The organism is Klebsiella sp. 1SOBk10mer (genome assembly GCF_046602535.1).
GTDB lineage: Bacteria > Pseudomonadota > Gammaproteobacteria > Enterobacterales > Enterobacteriaceae > Klebsiella > Klebsiella quasipneumoniae.
In genome coordinates, this window is sequence record NZ_JBKIUP010000003.1 from 221,487 (window position 1) to 239,587 (window position 18,101).

General features: G+C 60.5%; 15 protein-coding genes and 1 pseudogene. 3 read left to right on the forward strand and 13 right to left on the reverse strand.

All coding sequences use genetic code 11. The features are described 5' to 3' along the window. Nucleotides 1-122 precede the first annotated feature (122 nt). Genes ACLH1I_RS11005 through ACLH1I_RS11030 form a run of 6 tightly spaced genes read right to left on the reverse strand, consistent with a single transcriptional unit; the run spans nt 123 to nt 7,634 of the window. Nucleotides 123-1,553: an amino acid permease gene (locus tag ACLH1I_RS11005; protein WP_017898712.1), complete on the reverse strand. Its 1,431-nt coding sequence runs from the start codon at nt 1,551-1,553 to the stop codon at nt 123-125. A 9-nt stretch (nt 1,554-1,562) separates the two neighbouring features. Next, entirely contained in the window at nt 1,563-2,558 is a 996-nt protein-coding gene (astE, locus tag ACLH1I_RS11010) for a succinylglutamate desuccinylase (RefSeq protein WP_004204082.1), read from the reverse strand. Between the two features lie 10 nt (nt 2,559-2,568). Further along, nucleotides 2,569-3,909: an N-succinylarginine dihydrolase gene (gene astB / locus ACLH1I_RS11015; protein WP_004204080.1), complete on the reverse strand. Its 1,341-nt coding sequence runs from the start codon at nt 3,907-3,909 to the stop codon at nt 2,569-2,571. A gap of 21 nt (nt 3,910-3,930) precedes the next feature. Next, on the reverse strand, nt 3,931-5,397 hold the full coding sequence (gene astD, locus ACLH1I_RS11020) for a succinylglutamate-semialdehyde dehydrogenase (protein ID WP_198079756.1): 1,467 nt from the start codon (nt 5,395-5,397) through the stop codon (nt 3,931-3,933). Then, nucleotides 5,388-6,410, reverse strand: a complete 1,023-nt coding sequence (gene astA / locus ACLH1I_RS11025; RefSeq protein ID WP_072140450.1) for an arginine N-succinyltransferase — start codon at nt 6,408-6,410, stop codon at nt 5,388-5,390. Before astA ends, astD begins: the two co-directional genes overlap by 10 nt. A gap of 18 nt (nt 6,411-6,428) precedes the next feature. Further along, complete coding sequence (locus ACLH1I_RS11030; RefSeq protein WP_004204075.1) at nt 6,429-7,634, reverse strand: bifunctional succinylornithine transaminase/acetylornithine transaminase; 1,206 nt, start codon at nt 7,632-7,634, stop codon at nt 6,429-6,431. A gap of 169 nt (nt 7,635-7,803) precedes the next feature. Between ACLH1I_RS11030 and ACLH1I_RS11035 the strand changes: the two are divergent. Further along, nucleotides 7,804-7,950: pseudogene (locus tag ACLH1I_RS11035) on the forward strand (hypothetical protein). 212 nt (nt 7,951-8,162) lie between these two features. Then, nucleotides 8,163-9,437, forward strand: coding sequence for a Glu/Leu/Phe/Val family dehydrogenase (locus tag ACLH1I_RS11040; RefSeq protein ID WP_064794810.1), 1,275 nt, complete (start codon nt 8,163-8,165; stop codon nt 9,435-9,437). 62 nt (nt 9,438-9,499) lie between these two features. Here the strand turns inward: ACLH1I_RS11040 and ACLH1I_RS11045 are convergent, their stop codons facing one another. The 7 genes from ACLH1I_RS11045 to ACLH1I_RS11075 are packed head-to-tail and all read right to left on the reverse strand — an operon-like array spanning nt 9,500 to nt 16,982. Next, nucleotides 9,500-10,153: an HAD family hydrolase gene (locus ACLH1I_RS11045; RefSeq protein ID WP_048324029.1), complete on the reverse strand. Its 654-nt coding sequence runs from the start codon at nt 10,151-10,153 to the stop codon at nt 9,500-9,502. Next, nucleotides 10,134-10,919: an AfsA-related hotdog domain-containing protein gene (locus ACLH1I_RS11050; protein ID WP_004204071.1), complete on the reverse strand. Its 786-nt coding sequence runs from the start codon at nt 10,917-10,919 to the stop codon at nt 10,134-10,136. Before ACLH1I_RS11050 ends, ACLH1I_RS11045 begins: the two co-directional genes overlap by 20 nt. Before the next feature lie 13 nt (nt 10,920-10,932). After that, entirely contained in the window at nt 10,933-12,138 is a 1,206-nt protein-coding gene (locus ACLH1I_RS11055) for an acetyl-CoA C-acyltransferase (RefSeq protein ID WP_017898718.1), read from the reverse strand. 2 nt (nt 12,139-12,140) lie between these two features. Beyond that, nucleotides 12,141-13,625, reverse strand: coding sequence for an FAD-dependent oxidoreductase (locus ACLH1I_RS11060; protein WP_048324026.1), 1,485 nt, complete (start codon nt 13,623-13,625; stop codon nt 12,141-12,143). Between the two features lie 60 nt (nt 13,626-13,685). After that, nucleotides 13,686-14,750, reverse strand: coding sequence for an aldo/keto reductase (locus ACLH1I_RS11065; protein ID WP_023289473.1), 1,065 nt, complete (start codon nt 14,748-14,750; stop codon nt 13,686-13,688). Further along, nucleotides 14,747-15,934: an MFS transporter gene (locus tag ACLH1I_RS11070; protein ID WP_198079758.1), complete on the reverse strand. Its 1,188-nt coding sequence runs from the start codon at nt 15,932-15,934 to the stop codon at nt 14,747-14,749. Before ACLH1I_RS11070 ends, ACLH1I_RS11065 begins: the two co-directional genes overlap by 4 nt. Nucleotides 15,935-15,983: 49 nt before the next feature. Then, nucleotides 15,984-16,982, reverse strand: coding sequence for an aldo/keto reductase (locus ACLH1I_RS11075; protein ID WP_198079759.1), 999 nt, complete (start codon nt 16,980-16,982; stop codon nt 15,984-15,986). Nucleotides 16,983-17,082: 100 nt separating this feature from the next. Here ACLH1I_RS11075 and ACLH1I_RS11080 point away from each other — a divergent pair, with 100 nt between their 5' ends. After that, nucleotides 17,083-17,997 (forward strand): LysR family transcriptional regulator, encoded by a 915-nt coding sequence (locus ACLH1I_RS11080; RefSeq protein ID WP_017898723.1) that lies wholly within the window; start codon nt 17,083-17,085, stop codon nt 17,995-17,997. The last annotated feature ends 104 nt before the right edge of the window (nt 17,998-18,101 follow it).

Consider the following 18,101-nt stretch of genomic DNA (forward strand, 5'->3'; position numbering starts at 1 on the left):
ATCCCAGGCTCAGTAAGACAGTAGGCCCGGTAAGGCGCCAGCCGCCACCGGGCAGACGAACGGGAACAACGGCTAAGACGCCCTGGCCACACCCCTTAGCCGGCCGCCAGGGCCGGCGGGTGTCAGGCGCTCTGATTGTCCAGCTGAAGCTGCCCTTCGCGCCGCTGCTTCAGCTTCCAGAAGGCCCACAGCGCGATAAACCACAGCGGAGAAGCCAGCAGCGCCAGCAGCGTGTCCGGGTCAAAGATCATGATGAAGATGGCGAAGGCGAAAAACAGCAGGCTCACCCAGCTCATCGCCACGCCAAAGGGCATCTTAAAGATCGAACCGGCATGCAGGTCCGGACGCTGACGGCGATAAACCAGATAGGCCGCGAGGATCATCCCCCAGCTGAACACCACCATAATCGCCGCCAGGGTCGAGACGATGGTGAACAGGGTCATCACATTCGGCACCAGGAACAGCAGCAGCGTACCGATCAGCATGCAGAAGCAGGAGAACAGCAGGCTGCGCACCGGAATGCGGGTGCTGCGCGACAGAATGCGGAACTGCCAGTGCGCATGCTTCTCCACCGACAGGCCGTACAGCATGCGGGTGCTGGAGAAGACCCCGCTGTTGGCCGAGGACATCGCCGAGGTCAGCGCCACGAAGTTAATCACCGCCGCCGCCGCGGGCAGCCCGGCTTTGGCAAACAGCGTTACGAAGGGGCTGGTCTCCGCCGACACCCCCGGCCAGGAGGCGACAGCGATGATCACCACCATCGACAGCAGATAGAAGATGATAATCCGCAGCGGCAGCGCATTGATCGCCTTGGGCAAAATGCGCTGCGGATCGCGGGTCTCCGCCGTCATCGTCCCCAGCAGTTCGATACCGGTAAAAGAGAAGATCGCTATCTGGAAGCCGGCGAAAAAGCCGGTGATACCGTGAGGCATAAAGGCCGTCGGGTCGGTGAGATGGCTCAGGGAAGCCGTCACGCCATCCGGAGAGGTCCAGCCGGTGGCAATCATCCAGCCGCCGGTGACGATCAGGGCGATAATGGTGATCACCTTGATCAGGGCGAACCAGAACTCCGCCTCGCCAAACATCTTCACCGACAGTAGGTTGAGCAGGAACAGGATAGCCAGCATGCTGAGGGCCGGCATCCACGCCGACAGCTCGGGGAACCAGTACTGCATATAGCTCCCGCACACCACCACGTCGGCGATACAGGTCACCACCCAGCTCAGCCAGTAGGTCCAGCCGAGATAAAAGCTGGCCTGCGGTCCGAGATACTCGCCGACAAAGTCGGCAAACGAGCGGTAGTCATGGCGAGTGAGCAGCAGCTCCCCCATCGCCCGCATCACCATATAGGTAAAGAACCCGACCAGTACATAGATAACCAGGATCGAGGTGCCGGCGACGGCGATGTTGCGCCCCGCCCCCATAAACAGCCCGGTGCCGATGGCGCCGCCGAGGGCAATCATCTGGATATGGCGGGCGCCAAGCCCGCGCTTAAGCTGTGACGCGCCTTCACCTCCGGCGGCAGATGGCGCCTGATGTTGATGTTCAGTCATGGTGTTTCCTCAGGCTGGTTGCGGGAGGTGAAGCGCCGCGGCGCGGAGCAGCAGCCCGGCGCGCTGGCCAGTAGCGACCCCGGCATTGGGAAAGAGAATATAGGGGGCACGGGCCTGCACCACCCACCGTTTCTCTGCCTGGCGGGCGATCTCATACCCTGCCGGGAGCGCGGTGAAGTTCTCGACGTTGGCCGCCAGATTGAGCGTAAATTCCCCTTCGCGCTTGATGATGCTCTCCTCGACCAGGAAGTAATCCACCGGCGCTTTATCGCGCGCCGGCAGCGGCGCGTCAGAAATCCAGGCCCGGATCGCCGCGTCGGCGGCGGCGAACAGGCTAAGATCGTTGGCGCCGAACGGCATCACTTTTCCCAGCTCAAGGGTGGCGCTTTGCGCGGCGAACTTTTCGCAGGTGAAGTGGGTGAAGGTCCCGCCCGCTTCGGTATGGCGCACGATGGCGTCCATCCCGCTGGCCTGCAGCAGCTGATAGAAGCCGGGCGAAAAATCCTCCTCGTGGGCCGGGAGCAGCGCAAACTGGCGATACAGCGACCCGCGAATGGCAGTATGCATATCGAGATGACTACGGCTGACCGGCCCCGCCGCATCGGCGGCGCGATAGAAGGCCTGCACCGCCTGCTCGAGAGCAAAAGCCCGCCGCGACTCATTGCCCGGGGTGACCGCCAGATGGCGGCCGCCGAACAGGCGATTGAGGTCGTTGTGCAGATAGCGACGCGCGGCGCGGATCGCCGGCAGGTTACCAAAAACGATCAGCAGCGCCTGGGTGAGCGGCTGCCGCCCCTGGCTCAGATCGTGAGTCAGCTGCAGCAGCAGCTCGGTCGGCGCGGTCTCATTGCCATGGACGCCAGCGGAGAGGATCGTCGCCTGACGCCACGGCGTGGCCGGCAGCAGCTGCAGGATGCCCTCGCCCAGCCAGCGGGCCTCGATGTCCGCCGGAAAGGTCCACGCCTGCAGGCGGCAGTGCAGTAAATCGTTAACCAGATGCTCCATCTGCCGCTCCTTAACGCTGAAAATCATAGACAGCGCCCAGACGCAGGATCTGCGTCAGCTCATCCAGCGCCTGATAAACCTCGCGCAGCAGCTGCGGGTCTGCCAGATCGCGGGCGTGCAGCCGGTCACGGTAATGTTTTTCCACCCACGCCGTCAGCTGCTGGTAACGTTCGTCGTTCATCAGGCTGTGGGCGTTGACCGCCTTACGTTCAGACTCGTTGAGCACCACCCGCAGCCGCAGGCAGGCCGGGCCGCCGCCGTTGCGCATGCTTTCCCGCAGGTCAAAAACCGCCACTTCATCGATCGGCGACGCGCTGTCGGCCGCGAGATCGCTCAGGTAACGCCAGACGTTTTCCCGCTGGCGGCACTCCTCTGGCACCACAATCAGCATCTTGCCGTCGGGTTTGCTCAGCAGCTGGCTGTTGAACAGATAGGAGGCCACCGCGTCATCGAGCGACACCCGCTCGTCCGGCACTTCCACGCTGGTAAACGGAATATCAAGACTGTCGCTTTTTGCCCGCAGCGTCGCCAATACTGTCGACTGATCGACAAACGCCTGCTGATGGTGGAACAGCACATGGCGATTGCTGACCGCGATAACGTCGTTATGAAACACGCCGCGATCGATAGCCTGCGGCGCCTGCTGGGCAAACACCGTGTAGCGCGGATCCAGCTGATGCAGGCGAGCCACTGCTTCGCTGGCCTCCAGGGTCTGCCGCGCCGGATACTTCACCGGGGCGATCCCGCCGCTGGCGCGTCGACCGTAGACAAACAGCTGCACCCCCTGCCGGTCATACTCCCGACAGAAGCGGTTATGGTTGGCCGCACCTTCGTCGCCGAGGTCGCCATGCTGCGGCAGCGCCGCGTGGTGGGCGAAGTAGCGCGGATCGGCGAAGGTGGCGCGCAGGATCGCCGAGGTGGTGGGCGCCTCCTGCATGCGGTGCAGCTTATTGTTCAGGTTGGCGACGGTGAAATGAACTTTGCCATCGGCGCTATCCGCCGACGGCGAAACGGTCGCCGCGTTGGCAGTCCACATCGACGAGGCGGAGCTGAAGGCGGAGAGCAGCTGCGGCGCCGCCTGGGCCGCCTGGCGGATGACCTGCTCATCGCTGCCCTCGAATCCCAGGTCGCGCAGCAGACGCAGGTTCGGCCGCGGCTGCGGCGGCAGAATCCCCTGCACGAATCCGCGATCGGCAAGGGCTTTCATTTTATACAGCCCCTGCAGCGCCGCCTTTTTAGGGTTAGAGAGACCATCGCGGTTATTTTGCGAGGCTTCATTGCCGACGGAGAGTCCGGCATAGTGGTGCGTCGGGCCGACCAGGCCATCAAAGTTAGCTTCAAAACCAGACATATGTCCTCACAGGATCCGTTATCAGAATGGCAGGCCCGGCGATACGTTCGCCGGAAGCGTCAGCGTGTCGCTGACCAGAGAGGCCATCGGCCAGGCACAGTAATCGGCGGCGTACCACGCTGCCGCGCGGTGGTTACCGGAGGCGCCCACCCCGCCAAACGGCGCTTTACTGGAAGCGCCGGTCAGCGGCTTGTTCCAGTTGACGATCCCGGCGCGCGCCTCGTCCGCCAGCTGGTCAAACTGTGCCGCATCGCTGGAGATCAGCCCCACGGCCAGGCCATAGCGGGTCTGGTTGGCGAGGCGAATCGCCTCCGGGAAGTCGTCGTAACGGATAACCGTCAGCAGCGGGCCAAAGTACTCTTCATCCGGCACCTCGATACCGGTGACGTCGACGATCCCCGGGGTCAGCACCGTGGAGTGCGGGTCGGGCTGGCGCAGGCGCAGCAGCACCTTGCCGCCAAGCGCCTCCAGTTTCTGCTGCGCCGCCAGCATGTTCTGCGCCGCCTCAAGGGAAATCACCCCACCCATAAACGGCGCCGGCTGGTCATCCCATTTCCCGGCGCGGATCTGCGCGCTGGCCTCCACCAGCCGCCGCAGCAGCGCATCCCCCTGCTCGCCGCGCTGAACAATCAGCCGGCGTGCGCAGGTGCAGCGCTGTCCGGCGGAGATAAACGCCGACTGGATAATAACATGCAGCGCCGCATCAACATCGGCCACATCAGCCACGATCAGCGCGTTGTTGCCGCCCATTTCGAGGGCCAGCATCTTCTCCGGCTGGCCGCCGAAGTAGCGATGGAAGTGGAAACCCGCCGCTGCGCTGCCGGTGAACAGCACGCCGTCGATATCGCGGTTTTCCAGCAGCGCCTGGCCGGTGGCTTTCCCGCCCTGCAGCAGGTTAATCACCCCGTCGGGGACGCCCGCCTGCTGCCACAGCTGGACCGTCAGTTCCGCAGTGGCCGGCGTCAGCTCGCTGGGTTTAAATACGATAGTATTCCCGGCGATCAGCGCCGGAATGATATGCCCGTTGGGCAGGTGGCCCGGGAAGTTGTAAGGGCCGAAGACCGCCATCACGCCGTGCGGCTTGTGGCGCAGCAGCGCTTTCCCGTCCGGTAGCGTCGACTCGTGAAAGCCCGTCCGCTGGTGATAGGCCTCGATGGAGATGGCGGCTTTGCCGATCATCGCCTGCACTTCGGTGCGGGTCTCCCACAGCGGCTTGCTGGCCTCCCGGGAAATCAGGGTCGCCAGCGCCTCTTTATGCGTCTCCAGCAGCGCGGCGAAACGCTGTACGACGTCAATACGCTCGGCCAGCGGGCGGTGCGACCATGGATAAAACGCGGCGCGCGCCGCGGCGCAGGCCGCCTGGACGTCGTCGGCCCCCGCGCTGGCCGCCTGCCACAGCAGAGACTGATCCTCCGGGGCCAGTTTGCTCATCGTTGCGCCGCTGCCCGGCTGCCACTGCCCGGCTATGAACTGTGCTTTTACCGCCATGATCTGTTTTCCTCTGGGTTCAGGGTTACCGTATAAACGCGGTCGGTCTCAGTGACCTGCAGCGCATCCAGCGCGGCGGCGTCCAGTGAGACCTGCTCTTCGTGGGCCACCAGCAGCGCCCGAAAATTGTCGAACTGACCGTTGGCGACGAGCGTCGGCGCCGACAGCGTGCCCGCCAACTGCTGAGCCGGCAGGCACTGGCAGTCGCGCACGGCGCGGATCTGATCGGTCTCCGCCTCCAGCACCGGACCGGCATCGAAAATATCCACCGAGCCGCGCCAGCTGAACCCCTCTTTCTCGAGGATCGCCCGCGCGGGGGCGGTGTTGGGGTGCACCTGGCCGATGACCTGACGGGCATTCTCCGGCAGCAGCGAGATATAGATCGGGTACGCCGGCATCAGCTCGGCAATAAAGGTTTTCATGCCGGTGCCGGTCAGCCGGTCGGCATCGGCGAACGGGATCTCGAAGAAGTGATGGCCCAGCGCATCCCAGAACGGCGACTGCCCTTGCTCATCGCTGCAGCCGCGCAGTTCGGCAAACAGGTGCGGCGAAAACCACTCGCGGAAGGCGGCGATAAACAAAAACCGCGCTTTGGAGAGCAGCAGACCGTTGCGGTTGCGCTGATACTCAGGGTCGAGAAACAGCGTACACAGCTCGCTGTGGCCGGTGTGGTCATAGCTCAGATTGAGCAGCTCCTGGGGCTTATAGACCCCCAGCGCTTTCGAGGCGCGGACCGTTTTCTGAATGCGAAAATTGTAAAACGGCTCGTCCAGGCCTACCGCCACCTCAATGGCGCTGACCCCCACCACCCGCGACAGCGCGGTGTCTTCCAGCACAAACAGAAAGCCTTGCTGGCCGCGCGGCAGCGCGCCGGCGAAAGTGTCAATGCTGCGGCGGATCCGGGCGGCCAGGCGCCCGGCATCATGGGGTAAGGAGGTCATGCCGACCCCCGCCCGCGCGGCAAGGCGGACGATGTCGTCAAGATCGTTTTCCCGTACGGGACGAAATAGCATCACAGGCCGTCCTCCCGGTTAGCGGGTTAAGCGGGCAACGGCGCGATCGAGGCGCACGAAGGCTTCCGCAATATCTGCCAGCGGGATATTGAGCGCCGGCGCGAAGCGCAGCACGTCCGGACCGGCAATCAGGGCGATCACACCCTCTTCCGCCGCCAGGTTGGTCAGGGTTTTGGCCTTCCCGCGCAGCGGTCCCGCCAGCTCGGCGCCGATCAGCAGACCGGCGCCGCGCACGGCGCTAAACGCATCGTAACGGGCAGAGAGGGCATTCAGCTGGTCGACGATCAGCGCATGGCGCTCGCCGACGCCCGCCAGCAGCGGCGCATCCAGATGGGCCAGCACGGCGTTGGCGACGGTCGCCGCCAGCGGGTTGCCGCCGAAGGTGGTGCCATGGGTGCCTGGCTGGAAGACCTGCGCCCAGGCCTCTTTCGCCAGCATCGCGCCGATCGGGAAGCCGCCCCCCAGCCCTTTGGCGCTGGTGAGGATGTCCGGGACGACGTTGTAATGCTGGTAGGCGTAGAGATGGCCGGTACGCCCGGCGCCGGTCTGTACCTCATCAAATATCAGGGTGGCATGATGGCGATCGCAAAGGGCGCGCAGCGCCTGGAGGAACGCCGGGTCCGCCGGGATCACCCCGCCTTCGCCGATAATCGGCTCGACAATCACCGCGCAGGTGCGCGAGGAGATCGCCGCAGTCACCGCCTCGATATCGTTATAGGGCAGATGGGTAATGCCCTGCGGCAGCGGCGCATAATCACTGGAATATTTCGGCTGGCCGCCGACGGAGACGGTGAACAGCGTCCGGCCATGGAAGGCGTGGTTGAAGGCGATGATTTCGCTTTTTTCACCGCCGAACTTATCGTGGGCATATTTCCGCGCCAGCTTAAGGGCCGCCTCGTTCGCTTCGGCGCCGGAGTTGCAGAAGAACACCTTGTCGGCAAAGGTGGACTGCACGAGGGTTTTCGCCAGCTGCAGCACCGGTTCGTTGGTATAGCCATTGCCGATATGCCACAGTTTCGCCAGTTGCCCCTGCAGGGCCTCCGCCAGCGCCGGGTGAGCATGGCCCAGGGCGTTCACTGCGATGCCGCCCGCCATATCAATATACTCTTTCCCCTGCTGGTCCCAGACGCGGGAGCCCGCCGCCCTCACCGGAATAAACGGCGCGGGGGCAAAACAGGGAACCAGGTAAGCGTCAAAATCTTCGCGAGTCATGCTGCCTGACATAATTTATCTCCGGAGCGTAAGGCGACGGAAAACGCTCCCGTCGCGTTGGACAATCGACATTAACCCTGACCCTCGGCTTATTTTGGGCACGAGCGCGCCCGCTGCGATGGTAAAAATATTCACCACAGAAAATATAAGCCCTATTCTTTATGCGGGTAATTGTTAATTCATGGTTAACGCCATGTTGTTGTGCGGGCTAATGCTGGCCTGTGAACAATAAGATTGTCAATACGGGGAAACGCAATTTATTCACTTTTTGAAGATCATCAAGATAATGAAAAACATAGAAAAAATATTTTCCTATTCACTTAAGTGAATAAAAAGTGAATTAAAATGCACAGCTTGCGGGTGGTTCTTGTGCGTAGTTATTCACTTAAAAAATAAAAAATCTAACAAAAATTTAAAAATCGGAATTGCCGTCAAATACCGCTTTATAAAATTGGTGATACCATTCATTGCACAGAGTTTACTGCTGTAGCTATTCCACGGTTTTACACGACATAAATAACACTGAGAAACAGGACTCTTATGGAAAAGTTATCTTACGCATCTGAAAGTAGTACATCTCCATGGACCACCTACCTGCGCCAGATCGACCGTGTCGCGCCTTATCTCGGCGATCTTGCCTACTGGGTGGAAACCCTGCGCCATCCGAAGCGTGCGCTGATCGTCGACATCCCTGTGCAGATGGACGACGGCACCATTCGCCACTTCGAGGGCTATCGCGTTCAGCACAATCTTTCGCGTGGACCGGGTAAAGGTGGTGTTCGCTACCATCCGGATGTCGATCTTAACGAAGTCATGGCACTTTCTGCCTGGATGACCATTAAGTGCGCCGCGGTCAATATTCCTTACGGCGGAGCCAAAGGCGGCATCCGCGTCGACCCCTTCTCGCTGTCGGAAGGTGAACTGGAACGCCTGACTCGCCGCTACACCAGCGAAATCGGCATTATCATCGGGCCGCAGAAAGATATTCCGGCGCCGGACGTTGGCACCAACGGCAAAGTAATGGCGTGGATGATGGACACCTACTCCATGAACCATGGCACCACCATCACCGGCGTGGTCACCGGCAAACCGATCCACCTCGGCGGCTCCCTCGGTCGTGAAAAAGCCACCGGACGCGGCGTGTTCGTCACCGGCCGGGAAGTGGCCAGTCGCGCCGGAATCGAAATTGAAGGCGCTAAAGTGGCGCTGCAGGGCTTTGGTAACGTCGGTAGCGAAGCAGCGCGCCTGTTCGCCGGCGTCGGCGCCCGTATCGTGGTTATTCAGGATCACACCGCTACCCTGTACAACGAAGGCGGGATTGATATGGCTGCCCTCACCGCCTGGCAGGCGGAGAAAAAGCAGATCGCGGGTTTCCCGGGCGCCCAGGAGATTGATAAAGAGGCTTTCTGGACCACCCCAATGGACATCCTGATCCCGGCGGCGCTGGAAGGGCAAATCACCCGCGAGCGCGCTGAGAAGCTGACCTGCAAACTGGTGCTGGAAGGGGCCAACGGCCCAACCTATCCGGAAGCGGACGATGTGCTGGCCGAGCGCGGCGTGATCGTGGTGCCGGACGTTATCTGTAACGCCGGCGGGGTGACCGTCAGCTACTTTGAGTGGGTGCAGGACATGGCCAGCTTCTTCTGGAGCGAAGAGGAGATCAACGCCAAGATGGACCGCATCATGACCGACGCCATCATTCACGTCTGCGATAAAGCGGCCGAGAAAGAATGTACGCTGCGTACCGCCGCCTATATCGTGGCCTGCGAGCGCATCCTGATGGCGCGTAAAGACCGCGGCATCTACCCGGGCTGATCCCCGTCAGAAAGTGCACCAGGGGTGGCATTGCGCCGCCCCTTTTTTTTGCCGTCGCGCCGTCAGCCGACGGTGGACCACAGCACCGGCCATCCCCGATGCTGCGCCTCCGCCAGCAGACCCGGACAGGGATTCACCGCGCAGGGGTTGCCAACCACGGTGAGCAGCGGCAGATCCGAGATATGATCGCCAAAGGCGTAGCACGCCGCCAGCGGCTGGCCCTGTTCCTGCGCATAGCACTGAGCATGCGCCGCCTTGTGTTCGCCGATGGCGGTCCGCCAGAGCTCGCCGGTATAGCGGTCATCCACCACCACCGGCTCCGAGCACAGGGCATGTTCCACCCCCAGCGCCGCCATCGCCGGCCAGAGAATGTCGGTCATCGACCCGGAGACAAACACCACGTCATCCCCCCGCGCCTGATGCTGCCTGAGGCGCGCCACCACCTCGTGGTGAAAACCATATCCGCCTTCGCGATACAGACGCTCGGCGACCGCCCGCACCCGGGGGCGCGACTCGTGGCGAAACAGCAAGTAATAGTAGCGGTTGATCGCTTCCCGCGGTTGACCCGCTTCGCTAAGCGCCTGAAGCTGGCGGACAATCGCCGCGGCCGTCAAACCGCACTGCAGCGGATATTCCTCGGCATAGCGGTGCAGAAACAGGAACATACTTTTGCCGGTTATCAGCGTTTCATCCACATCAAAAAAGGCGATGCTCATCCCCGTCCCCCTGCTCAATACTGACCAGATAATGTTGATGGCACTGCGCCGCCTGCTCGCACTCTTTGCGAGTGATGTAGTTAAGGTCATAGACGCTGAAGCTAAAGCCAACTTCCGCTTTGCGGGTGCCGGTCTGGTCAAACCCCACCGAGCATTCGCAGGTGAAGCGGCCATGGGCTGAACTTTTGCGTGATACTACGTTGAGGACGATGGTCACCGGCAGCGGAAAAACAAAGCAGGAAAAGGCCACCTGCAGCGAGCTCAGGGTAAAGTACTTCTCCGCCATTGCCACGCCGGCCTCCGCCAGCAGGAATTTTTCCGAGGTGGCGATGATGGTCTGCCGCGCCGCCTCGATCAGCACCATCCCCTGAATATGTTGCCCGGTCTGGTGGTCGCAGAGTAACTCCGAGGCATCCTGCAGGATCAGGCGCGCGCAATAGTTATCCTCATCGCGTTTTTCCGGCGAGGTGATGAGGATATTCGCTTTTTTACGTTTATGTACCAGCCGCTGATGATCGCGGTTGTTTTGATAATAGAGATCCTGGAGATTGACGATCTGGCGGATTTTATCCGGATAGTGCTGACGAATAATGCAGATGGTGCGGGAGATGTCGTCGAGCTGTACCCCCTGACCAATAACGATTTTATCGACGCCGGCCAGCTCGCCGCTCCAGACAAATCGCTCAAACTCATTAACCGTCAGCACATTCTCATGCCGCCGGGCAAAATCGGTAAATTTCTCACCCACCACAATTAATTTTTCCATGGCGCTTGTCTCCTCAGATCGTTTTCACCAGTAACGCAATCCCCATCCCGCCGCCGATGCACAGCGACGCCAGGCCGGTCGGTTGATTCTCCCGGCGTAGCGCGTGCACCAGACTGACCACGATCCGCGTCCCGGAACTGCCCAGCGGGTGACCGAGGGCGATCGCGCCGCCGTGGACGTTCAGGCGGGAAGCAATCTCCTCCTCCGTCATCTGATGCTCTCTGGCCAGTCCCCTGACCACCCCCAATACCTGCGCGGCAAAGGCTTCGTTAATCTCCAGCCGGGCCATATCGCTGAGCTGAAAACCACCGCGGCGCAGGGCGCACGCTATCGCCGGCAGTGGGCCGAGCCCCATCATGGACGGATCGACGCCGCCTTCGCCAAAGGAGACGATCTCCGCCAGCGGCTGCAGGCCATAGCGGGCAACGGCGCGCGCCGAAGCGAGGATCACCGACGCGGCGCCATCGTTCAGCCCGGAGGCGTTGCCCGCCGTGACGCTGCCGTCAGCGCGAAAAGCCGGTTTCAGCGCCGCCAGCTGCCCGGCGCTAAGATCATGGCGGATCGGCTCATCCTCGCGGACCGTGCTGACGCCCCGCTTCGCGCTGACCGTCACCGGCACAATCTCATCGGCAAAATAGCCGGCACGGCTGGCGACGGAGGCTTTTTGATGGCTCTCCAGCGCATACCGGTCCTGCGCCGCGCGCGAGATCTGCTCCTGCGCGGCGATGGCCTCCGCCGTTTCCCCCATCGGGATCTGCAGCAGCGGATCGGTTAACCCGTCGCGCTGGATCACATCCTCACTGCTGAATGCGCCGAATTTCATCCCGCCCCTTATCTCTCCCTGCAGCAAAAACGGCGCCTGACTCATATTTTCCATTCCGCCGGCGACCACCAGGTCGGCATAACCGCTCTGGATATGGATCGCCCCTTCGGTCATGCTTTTCATGCCGCTACCGCAGATCATATTCAGGGTGTAAGCCGGCGTTTGCACCGGGATCCCTGCCCGCAGCGCAACCTGACGCGCCGGTCCCATTCCCTGCCCGGCGGCGAGGACGCAGCCGCAGATCACCTCATCGATCCACGCCGGGTCAATGCCGGCCTGCTGCAGGTTGTGCCTGACGGTGAGCGCTGCCAGCTCCACCGCGGAGACCGTTTTCAGGGCACCAAGAAAGCGCCCCACCGGCGTACGGCAGGCCGCGACGATATAGACTTTGTTCATGATTATTCCATTACGTAGAGCGAGGAAAGATACTGCCGCGTCCCGGCTTCGCTGCCGGTAAAGCCCACATAGCCATCGGGATTAACCACCGCGTAGTCATCGGGACCGATCTGTAGCGCCTCAAGAAACGCCTTGTCCGCCGGCTCGAGGGGGCAGAACATAAACCAGCCGGCCTGCTTCAGGCGGGACAAAGGAGGACAGGCGGCGCGGGCGGAAAAGATCACCACCTTACCGCTGGCGAAGGCGTCATAGCTGTTGCGAAACGTCGACTGCGGGGAGGCAAAAACGTACCAGGGAACATGGTGCCCTGCCAGGCCGTCCGTCTCCTGCGCCTGCGTCGCGGTGAAACCGGCGTACTGCAGCGGCAGCTGGTGACGATAGAAGTTACGGTTGCAAAACTCCGGAAAGTAGACCCCATCGATATGATTTCTCGGCACCAGACCGGCGATCAGGCCGGTATCGCGATCGGTGGAGCGCAGCACACCGCTCACCGCGGCGAAGCGCTGGGTGCGATAGGACGCCGGCAGTCGGTCAGTGGCCACGCCGTGCAGATAGAAAGCCAGCTTCCAGGCGAGGTTCACCGCATCCTGGACGCCGGTGTTCATCCCCTGCCCGCCAATGGGACTGAACAGGTGGAAGGCATCTCCCGCCAGCATAATATGGTGCTGCAGATTGTCATCGGCGATGCGGTTATAGAAATTGGCGCTGGAGGACCAGGTGAGCCTCTGCGCCGGCGGCACCTGAGGGCAGTAGCGCGCCAGCGCGGCGTTAATCTCCTGCAGGTCCGGCACCGGACGCGGCGACGGCAAGCGCCCGGCTTTTTTAATCACAATCCTGACCTGATTGTCCGGCATGGGCAGGAAAATCAGAAAGCCTTGCTCATCAATATGGTAGGAGGTCCCCGGGAGCGCCGCCGCGGGGTCGAACTGCACATCCGCCATCACAAAATGCAGCGGATAGTCATGACCGCTAAAGCCGATCCCGGCCAGCTCCCGGACGGTGCTGGCCGCGCCGTCGGCGCCGATAATATAGTCATAAGCGGCGGAACAGGCCCGACGGGCATCGTCGAGCAGGGAGACGTGATAGCGCTCCCCCTCCCGCCGCCAGGAGACCAGCTGGTGCCCGCGTCTCACCTGCCGCCCGGCGGCGGCTAATGCCGTTTCGAGGATCTTCTCCGTCCGCGGCTGCGGGATACTGACATGGAAGGGATAGCAGGTGGCGAGTCGGCGGTTATCAATATGCAGAAATTTGCGGTTTTTATAGTAAGCGTAGACTGACTGCACCTGTTTTCCCTGGGCGATCAGTTCCCCGGCAAGGCCTAAGCCGTGGAAGGCTTTAATGGTCGCCGGACTGACGCTCAGCGCTTTGGACCAGGTGGTGCTGTGGGTATTTTTATCAATGATATCAAAATCAATTCCATACTTATTCAGATAGCAGCCAATGATTAACCCTACCGGGCCGGCGCCAACAATGAGTACTTTTTTCACGATCGAGCCTCTCTGTATGCCCCATGTGGGGCATACGCGTGTTGCCTGGGTGCAGGGTGATTAGGGATAGATATCATCGGCCAGACGACGATCGCCGGCGACATTGCAGATATGCCAGTAGGGGTATGGTTTCTCTTTCTCGCTCACGCTGTTGAGGATCGCCGTCTCCTCGTCGCTCAGCGTCCAGTTCAGCGCCGCCAGGTTATCTTCCAGTTGGGCCAATTTGGTCGCGCCGATCACCAGCGAAGCGATCCCCGGACGGGTACGCAGCCAGTTGAGCGCCACCTGCGCGACGCTGGCGTTGCGCTGGCGGGCAATCTCCTGCATCACCTCCAGGGTCTGCCAGGCCTGCTCGCGGTTGGCGATCGGCGCGGATTCGAACGGCGTGGCGTTCGCCAGGCGACTACCTTCGGGAAACGCCTGATTGCGCGGGTATTTGCCGGTGAGAAAGCCCCCGGCCAGCGGGCTCCAGACGGTGATGCCGACGTTCTGATCGACGCTGAGCGGGATAATCTCATGCTCCAGTTCACGCGCGGCGATATTGTAATAGCCCTGATAGACGCAGAATTTCTCCAGCCCAAGGCGCTCCGAGATCCCCAGCGCCTTCGCCAGCTGCCAGGCCGCGTAGTTGGAGACCCCGATATAGCGAATTTTCCCGGCGCGGATTAGGGTATCCAGCGTGCGCAGGGTATCCTCCAGTGCGGTGCGCGGATCGAACCCGTGAAGGTGATAGATATCGATATAATCGGTCTTCAGCCGCTGCAGGCTGGCCTCGACGGCATTGATGATATGGTAGCGCGACGCCCCCAGCGCATTCGGGTTGGGGTCGGTTTGCCAGCGCCCTTTAGTGCCGATAATCACCTGCTGGCGTTTTCCCTTCAGCGCGTTGCCGAGCAGCTCTTCGCCCTGGCCGTTCTTATAACAGTCCGCGGTATCAAAAAAGTTAATCCCGGCGTCCAGCGCTTTGTACACCAGATCGTAGGCCGTCTGCTCAGGCACCACGCCGAATTCCGACCAGTTGCGCCCCGGCGCGCCGAGAAAGGCCCCTTTCTCGCCAAACGTCATGGCGCCGAAACAGAGCTCCGAAACCGACAGCCCGGTGGAACCTAAATACCGATACTTCATGCTTGACTTCCTTTTAAAGGTGACAACGTCACACTAGCGATAACCAATCCGCTGGCGGTCAGGCAAGCACCGGCCAGAGGAATGTGAGATAGAGAGACGCCAGAGGCGAGCAGCAGCCCGCCAAACCAGGCGCCGCCGGCATTGCCGAGGTTAAAGGCGGCGATATTGCACGAGGAGACCATGCTTTTACCGCTCTCACTGCTGTCCAGCGCCTGCATCTGCAGCGGCGGAATGGTGGAGAACATCGCCGCCCCCAGCAAAAACACCGCCGCGCAGGCACCAGGCAGCGTCTGAATAGCCCACGGGAAAAGGCACAGGACGACGCTCAGCAAAGCGAGAGTCAGCAGCAGCGCCCGGCGGACGCCGCCGTCGGTCAGTCGGCCGCCAAGATGATTCCCGGCGACCATCCCAACGCCGAACAGCATCAGCACCGGCGGAATAAGGTGTTCGCTCATCCCGGTGACGGTTTTCAGCATCGGCGCGATGTAGGTGAAGGCGGCGAAGACGCCGGAGAACCCGAGGGCAGTGATCAGCAGGCTGCGCAGCACCGCGGGATGGCGGAGCACCTTTAGCTCATCACGGATCCGGCTCTGGGCCGACGGTTGCGCCTGACGGCCAGGCACCAGGGCAATGACTGCCAGGGCGGAGAGAACGCCGATCAGCGTGACCATATAGAAGGTATAGCGCCAGCCAAGGTACTGCCCCACCCAGGCGCCGAGCGGCACGCCCAGAATATTGGCCAGGGTGGCGCCGAGAAACACGGCGGAGACCGCCGAAGCTCGTTTATCTACCGGCGCCAGCTCCGCGGCATAGACTGAGCTTATTCCGAAAAACGAAGCGTGAGCGAAAGCGGTTATTACCCGGGCAATAATTAGCATGGTCATATTACCGGCGATCGCGCAGCCTAAATTTCCAATGGAAAATAAGATCATCAAAAATAACAGCGCCGGTTTTTTGCGATAACGGCTTAATAGCGGCGTAAGCAGCGGCGCGCCAATCACCACCCCACAGGCATAAGCGGTAATAGACCAGGCGGCAAGGGTAATGGATATATGAAAATCATGGGCCACATCGAGTAATAAACCCATAATCGCAAATTCGGTGGTGCCAATACCAAATGAACCCACGGAAAGCGCATACACCGCCGCAGGCAATCCCGCCGGACGGGAAACAGCAATAGTCATAAGTTACCTTATCTCCCGCCAGAACGGCGGGAGGAACGTATTCAGGAGATTATTTATCGATTAAATTAAAGTCGCCCTGGTTATAGCGTAAGCCGGCGACGTTTTCGGCAGCGAAAATATGATCGATGGTGTGAATATCTTCAGGCGAGAGCATAATATCGGCCGCAGCGGCATTATCGCGCAGGTGATTGATTTTTCGTGCCCCGGGGATCGGCACGATATCTTCGCCTTTGCTCATCACCCAGGCGAGAGCCATCTGCGCCAGGGTGGCATCGTAGCGGCCGGCGACCTCCTGCAGACGGTCGAGCAACTGCTGGTTTTTGCGCATGGTTTCGGCCTGGAAACGCGGCAGATTGCGACGAAAATCATCGGCAGCGAAGAGGCTGGGGTCGGTGATTTTGCCTGTCAGGAAGCCGCGCCCCAGCGGGCTGTAAGGGACAAAGCCCACCCCCAGCTCGCGGCAGGCCTTGAGGATGCCGCCCTCCGGCTCACGGGTCCACAGCGAGTATTCCGTCTGCACCGCGGTAATCGGATGCACCTTGCAGGCCCGGCGCAGCGTCTGGGCTGACACTTCCGACAGCCCGATGTGGCGAATTTTACCCTCTTTAACCAGGTCGGCCATGGTGCCCACCACCTCTTCCACCGGCACCGCGGGATCGACGCGGTGCTGATAGAGCAGATCGATGGTCTCGATATTCAGCCGCTTCAGCGCCCCTTCCACCGCCTCACGAATATGTTCCGGACGGCTGTCGACGCCGGCCATCCGCTCCAGCCCCTGGCCGGTCGGCAGAATACGAAAGCCAAATTTGGTGGCAATCTGCACCTTATCGCGGATGCCTTTAATCGCTTTCCCGACAAGGACTTCATTGTCAAAAGGCCCATACACTTCGGCGGAATCGAGGAAGGTCACGCCCATGTCCACTGCGGCATGGATGGTATTTATCGCCTGCGACTCCTCAGCGCCGCCATAGGCAAAACTCATTCCCATACACCCGAGACCCAATGCGGAAACCTGGAACTTCTCTTTTCCGAGATAACGTGTTTTCACCTTATTTTCCTTACGTGCTGAATGTTATTAAATATATACTTCCCTTTTACATTGATAACAATTAATCTATTCCGAACGCGGTGTTAGCTGGAAATTAACAATGAAAACGTTGCCTGATTTGCAACAAATTGAAATATTAATACTCATAGTGAAACATGGTAGTTTTCGACAAGCTGCCAGAGCATTAAATCTTTCACCGCCGGCCCTCACCAGCGCTATTAATCATCTGGAAGAAAAATTAGGCGTGCGCCTGCTCAATCGCTCGACGCGCAGTTTGTCTTTAACCGCCGTGGGTGAGGAATTTCTTAATAATATGACGCCGGTGGTGAATGATTATCGCCGGGTAGTCGACAGTCTGAATTATCACCGTCTGACCCCGGAAGGGGTGGTGAAAGTCAATTTACCGCGCATTGTTCTCGACCTTTTCTTTCAGCGCTATTTTATTGCTTTTAAAACCGCCTATCCTGACGTGACGCTGGAGCTGTTTACCACCGATCGGAAAGTGAATATTATCGAGTCCGGTTTTGACGCTGGCATTCGTTATTCCCGGGATGTGCCCAAAGATATGATTGCCATCCCCTTTGGCGAGAAACTGTCGCTGATCCCGGTAGCCAGCCCGGACTATCTCCGCCAGGCCGGAGCGCCCGACACCCCGCAGTCGCTGATCAATTTTCGCTGTATCAACCGATGTTTTCCCAGCGGCGAAAAGTATCGGTGGGAGTTTATCAGCCCCGACGGCGAGCCAGGCGAAGTCGCAGTCAAAGGCGATCTGGTCGTCGATTCCGATACGGCGATGATCCAGGCGGCGGAGAGCGGACTGGGGATCGCCTTTGTCTATCAGTCGCTGGTCTCCGCGCAACTGAACGCCGGTAGCCTGATCCGCTTATTGCCCAGCTACCGCTACCCGGCGGATCATTTCTGCGTCTACTATCCGAGTCGCAAACATATTCCCGCGCCCCTGCGCGCTTTTATCACCTGGGTGATGGCGCAGAATAAGAGCATCCTCCATGAGTAAATGGCCTGAGGGGGTATCCTCCTGTTCGCTACAATAAAAGCACACACCGTTAACCCTTATTTATCCTTTCCCTTGAATTTCGTCGGTCGTCAGGCATAAACTCG

What these genes read in the sequence shown, in the direction of transcription:
- ACLH1I_RS11005 (WP_017898712.1), bottom strand. Translation starts at nt 1,553, where the DNA reads ATGACTGAACATCAACATCAGGCGCCATCTGCCGCCGGAGGTGAAGGC.
- ACLH1I_RS11050 (WP_004204071.1), bottom strand. Translation starts at nt 10,919, where the DNA reads ATGGAAAAATTAATTGTGGTGGGTGAGAAATTTACCGATTTTGCCCGG.
- astE (WP_004204082.1), bottom strand. Translation starts at nt 2,558, where the DNA reads ATGGAGCATCTGGTTAACGATTTACTGCACTGCCGCCTGCAGGCGTGG.
- ACLH1I_RS11055 (WP_017898718.1), bottom strand. Translation starts at nt 12,138, where the DNA reads ATGAACAAAGTCTATATCGTCGCGGCCTGCCGTACGCCGGTGGGGCGC.
- ACLH1I_RS11040 (WP_064794810.1), top strand. Translation starts at nt 8,163, where the DNA reads ATGGAAAAGTTATCTTACGCATCTGAAAGTAGTACATCTCCATGGACC.
- ACLH1I_RS11080 (WP_017898723.1), top strand. Translation starts at nt 17,083, where the DNA reads ATGAAAACGTTGCCTGATTTGCAACAAATTGAAATATTAATACTCATA.
- astB (WP_004204080.1), bottom strand. Translation starts at nt 3,909, where the DNA reads ATGTCTGGTTTTGAAGCTAACTTTGATGGCCTGGTCGGCCCGACGCAC.
- ACLH1I_RS11070 (WP_198079758.1), bottom strand. Translation starts at nt 15,934, where the DNA reads ATGACTATTGCTGTTTCCCGTCCGGCGGGATTGCCTGCGGCGGTGTAT.
- ACLH1I_RS11045 (WP_048324029.1), bottom strand. Translation starts at nt 10,153, where the DNA reads ATGAGCATCGCCTTTTTTGATGTGGATGAAACGCTGATAACCGGCAAA.
- ACLH1I_RS11065 (WP_023289473.1), bottom strand. Translation starts at nt 14,750, where the DNA reads ATGAAGTATCGGTATTTAGGTTCCACCGGGCTGTCGGTTTCGGAGCTC.
- astD (WP_198079756.1), bottom strand. Translation starts at nt 5,397, where the DNA reads ATGGCGGTAAAAGCACAGTTCATAGCCGGGCAGTGGCAGCCGGGCAGC.
- ACLH1I_RS11030 (WP_004204075.1), bottom strand. Translation starts at nt 7,634, where the DNA reads ATGTCAGGCAGCATGACTCGCGAAGATTTTGACGCTTACCTGGTTCCC.
- astA (WP_072140450.1), bottom strand. Translation starts at nt 6,410, where the DNA reads ATGCTATTTCGTCCCGTACGGGAAAACGATCTTGACGACATCGTCCGC.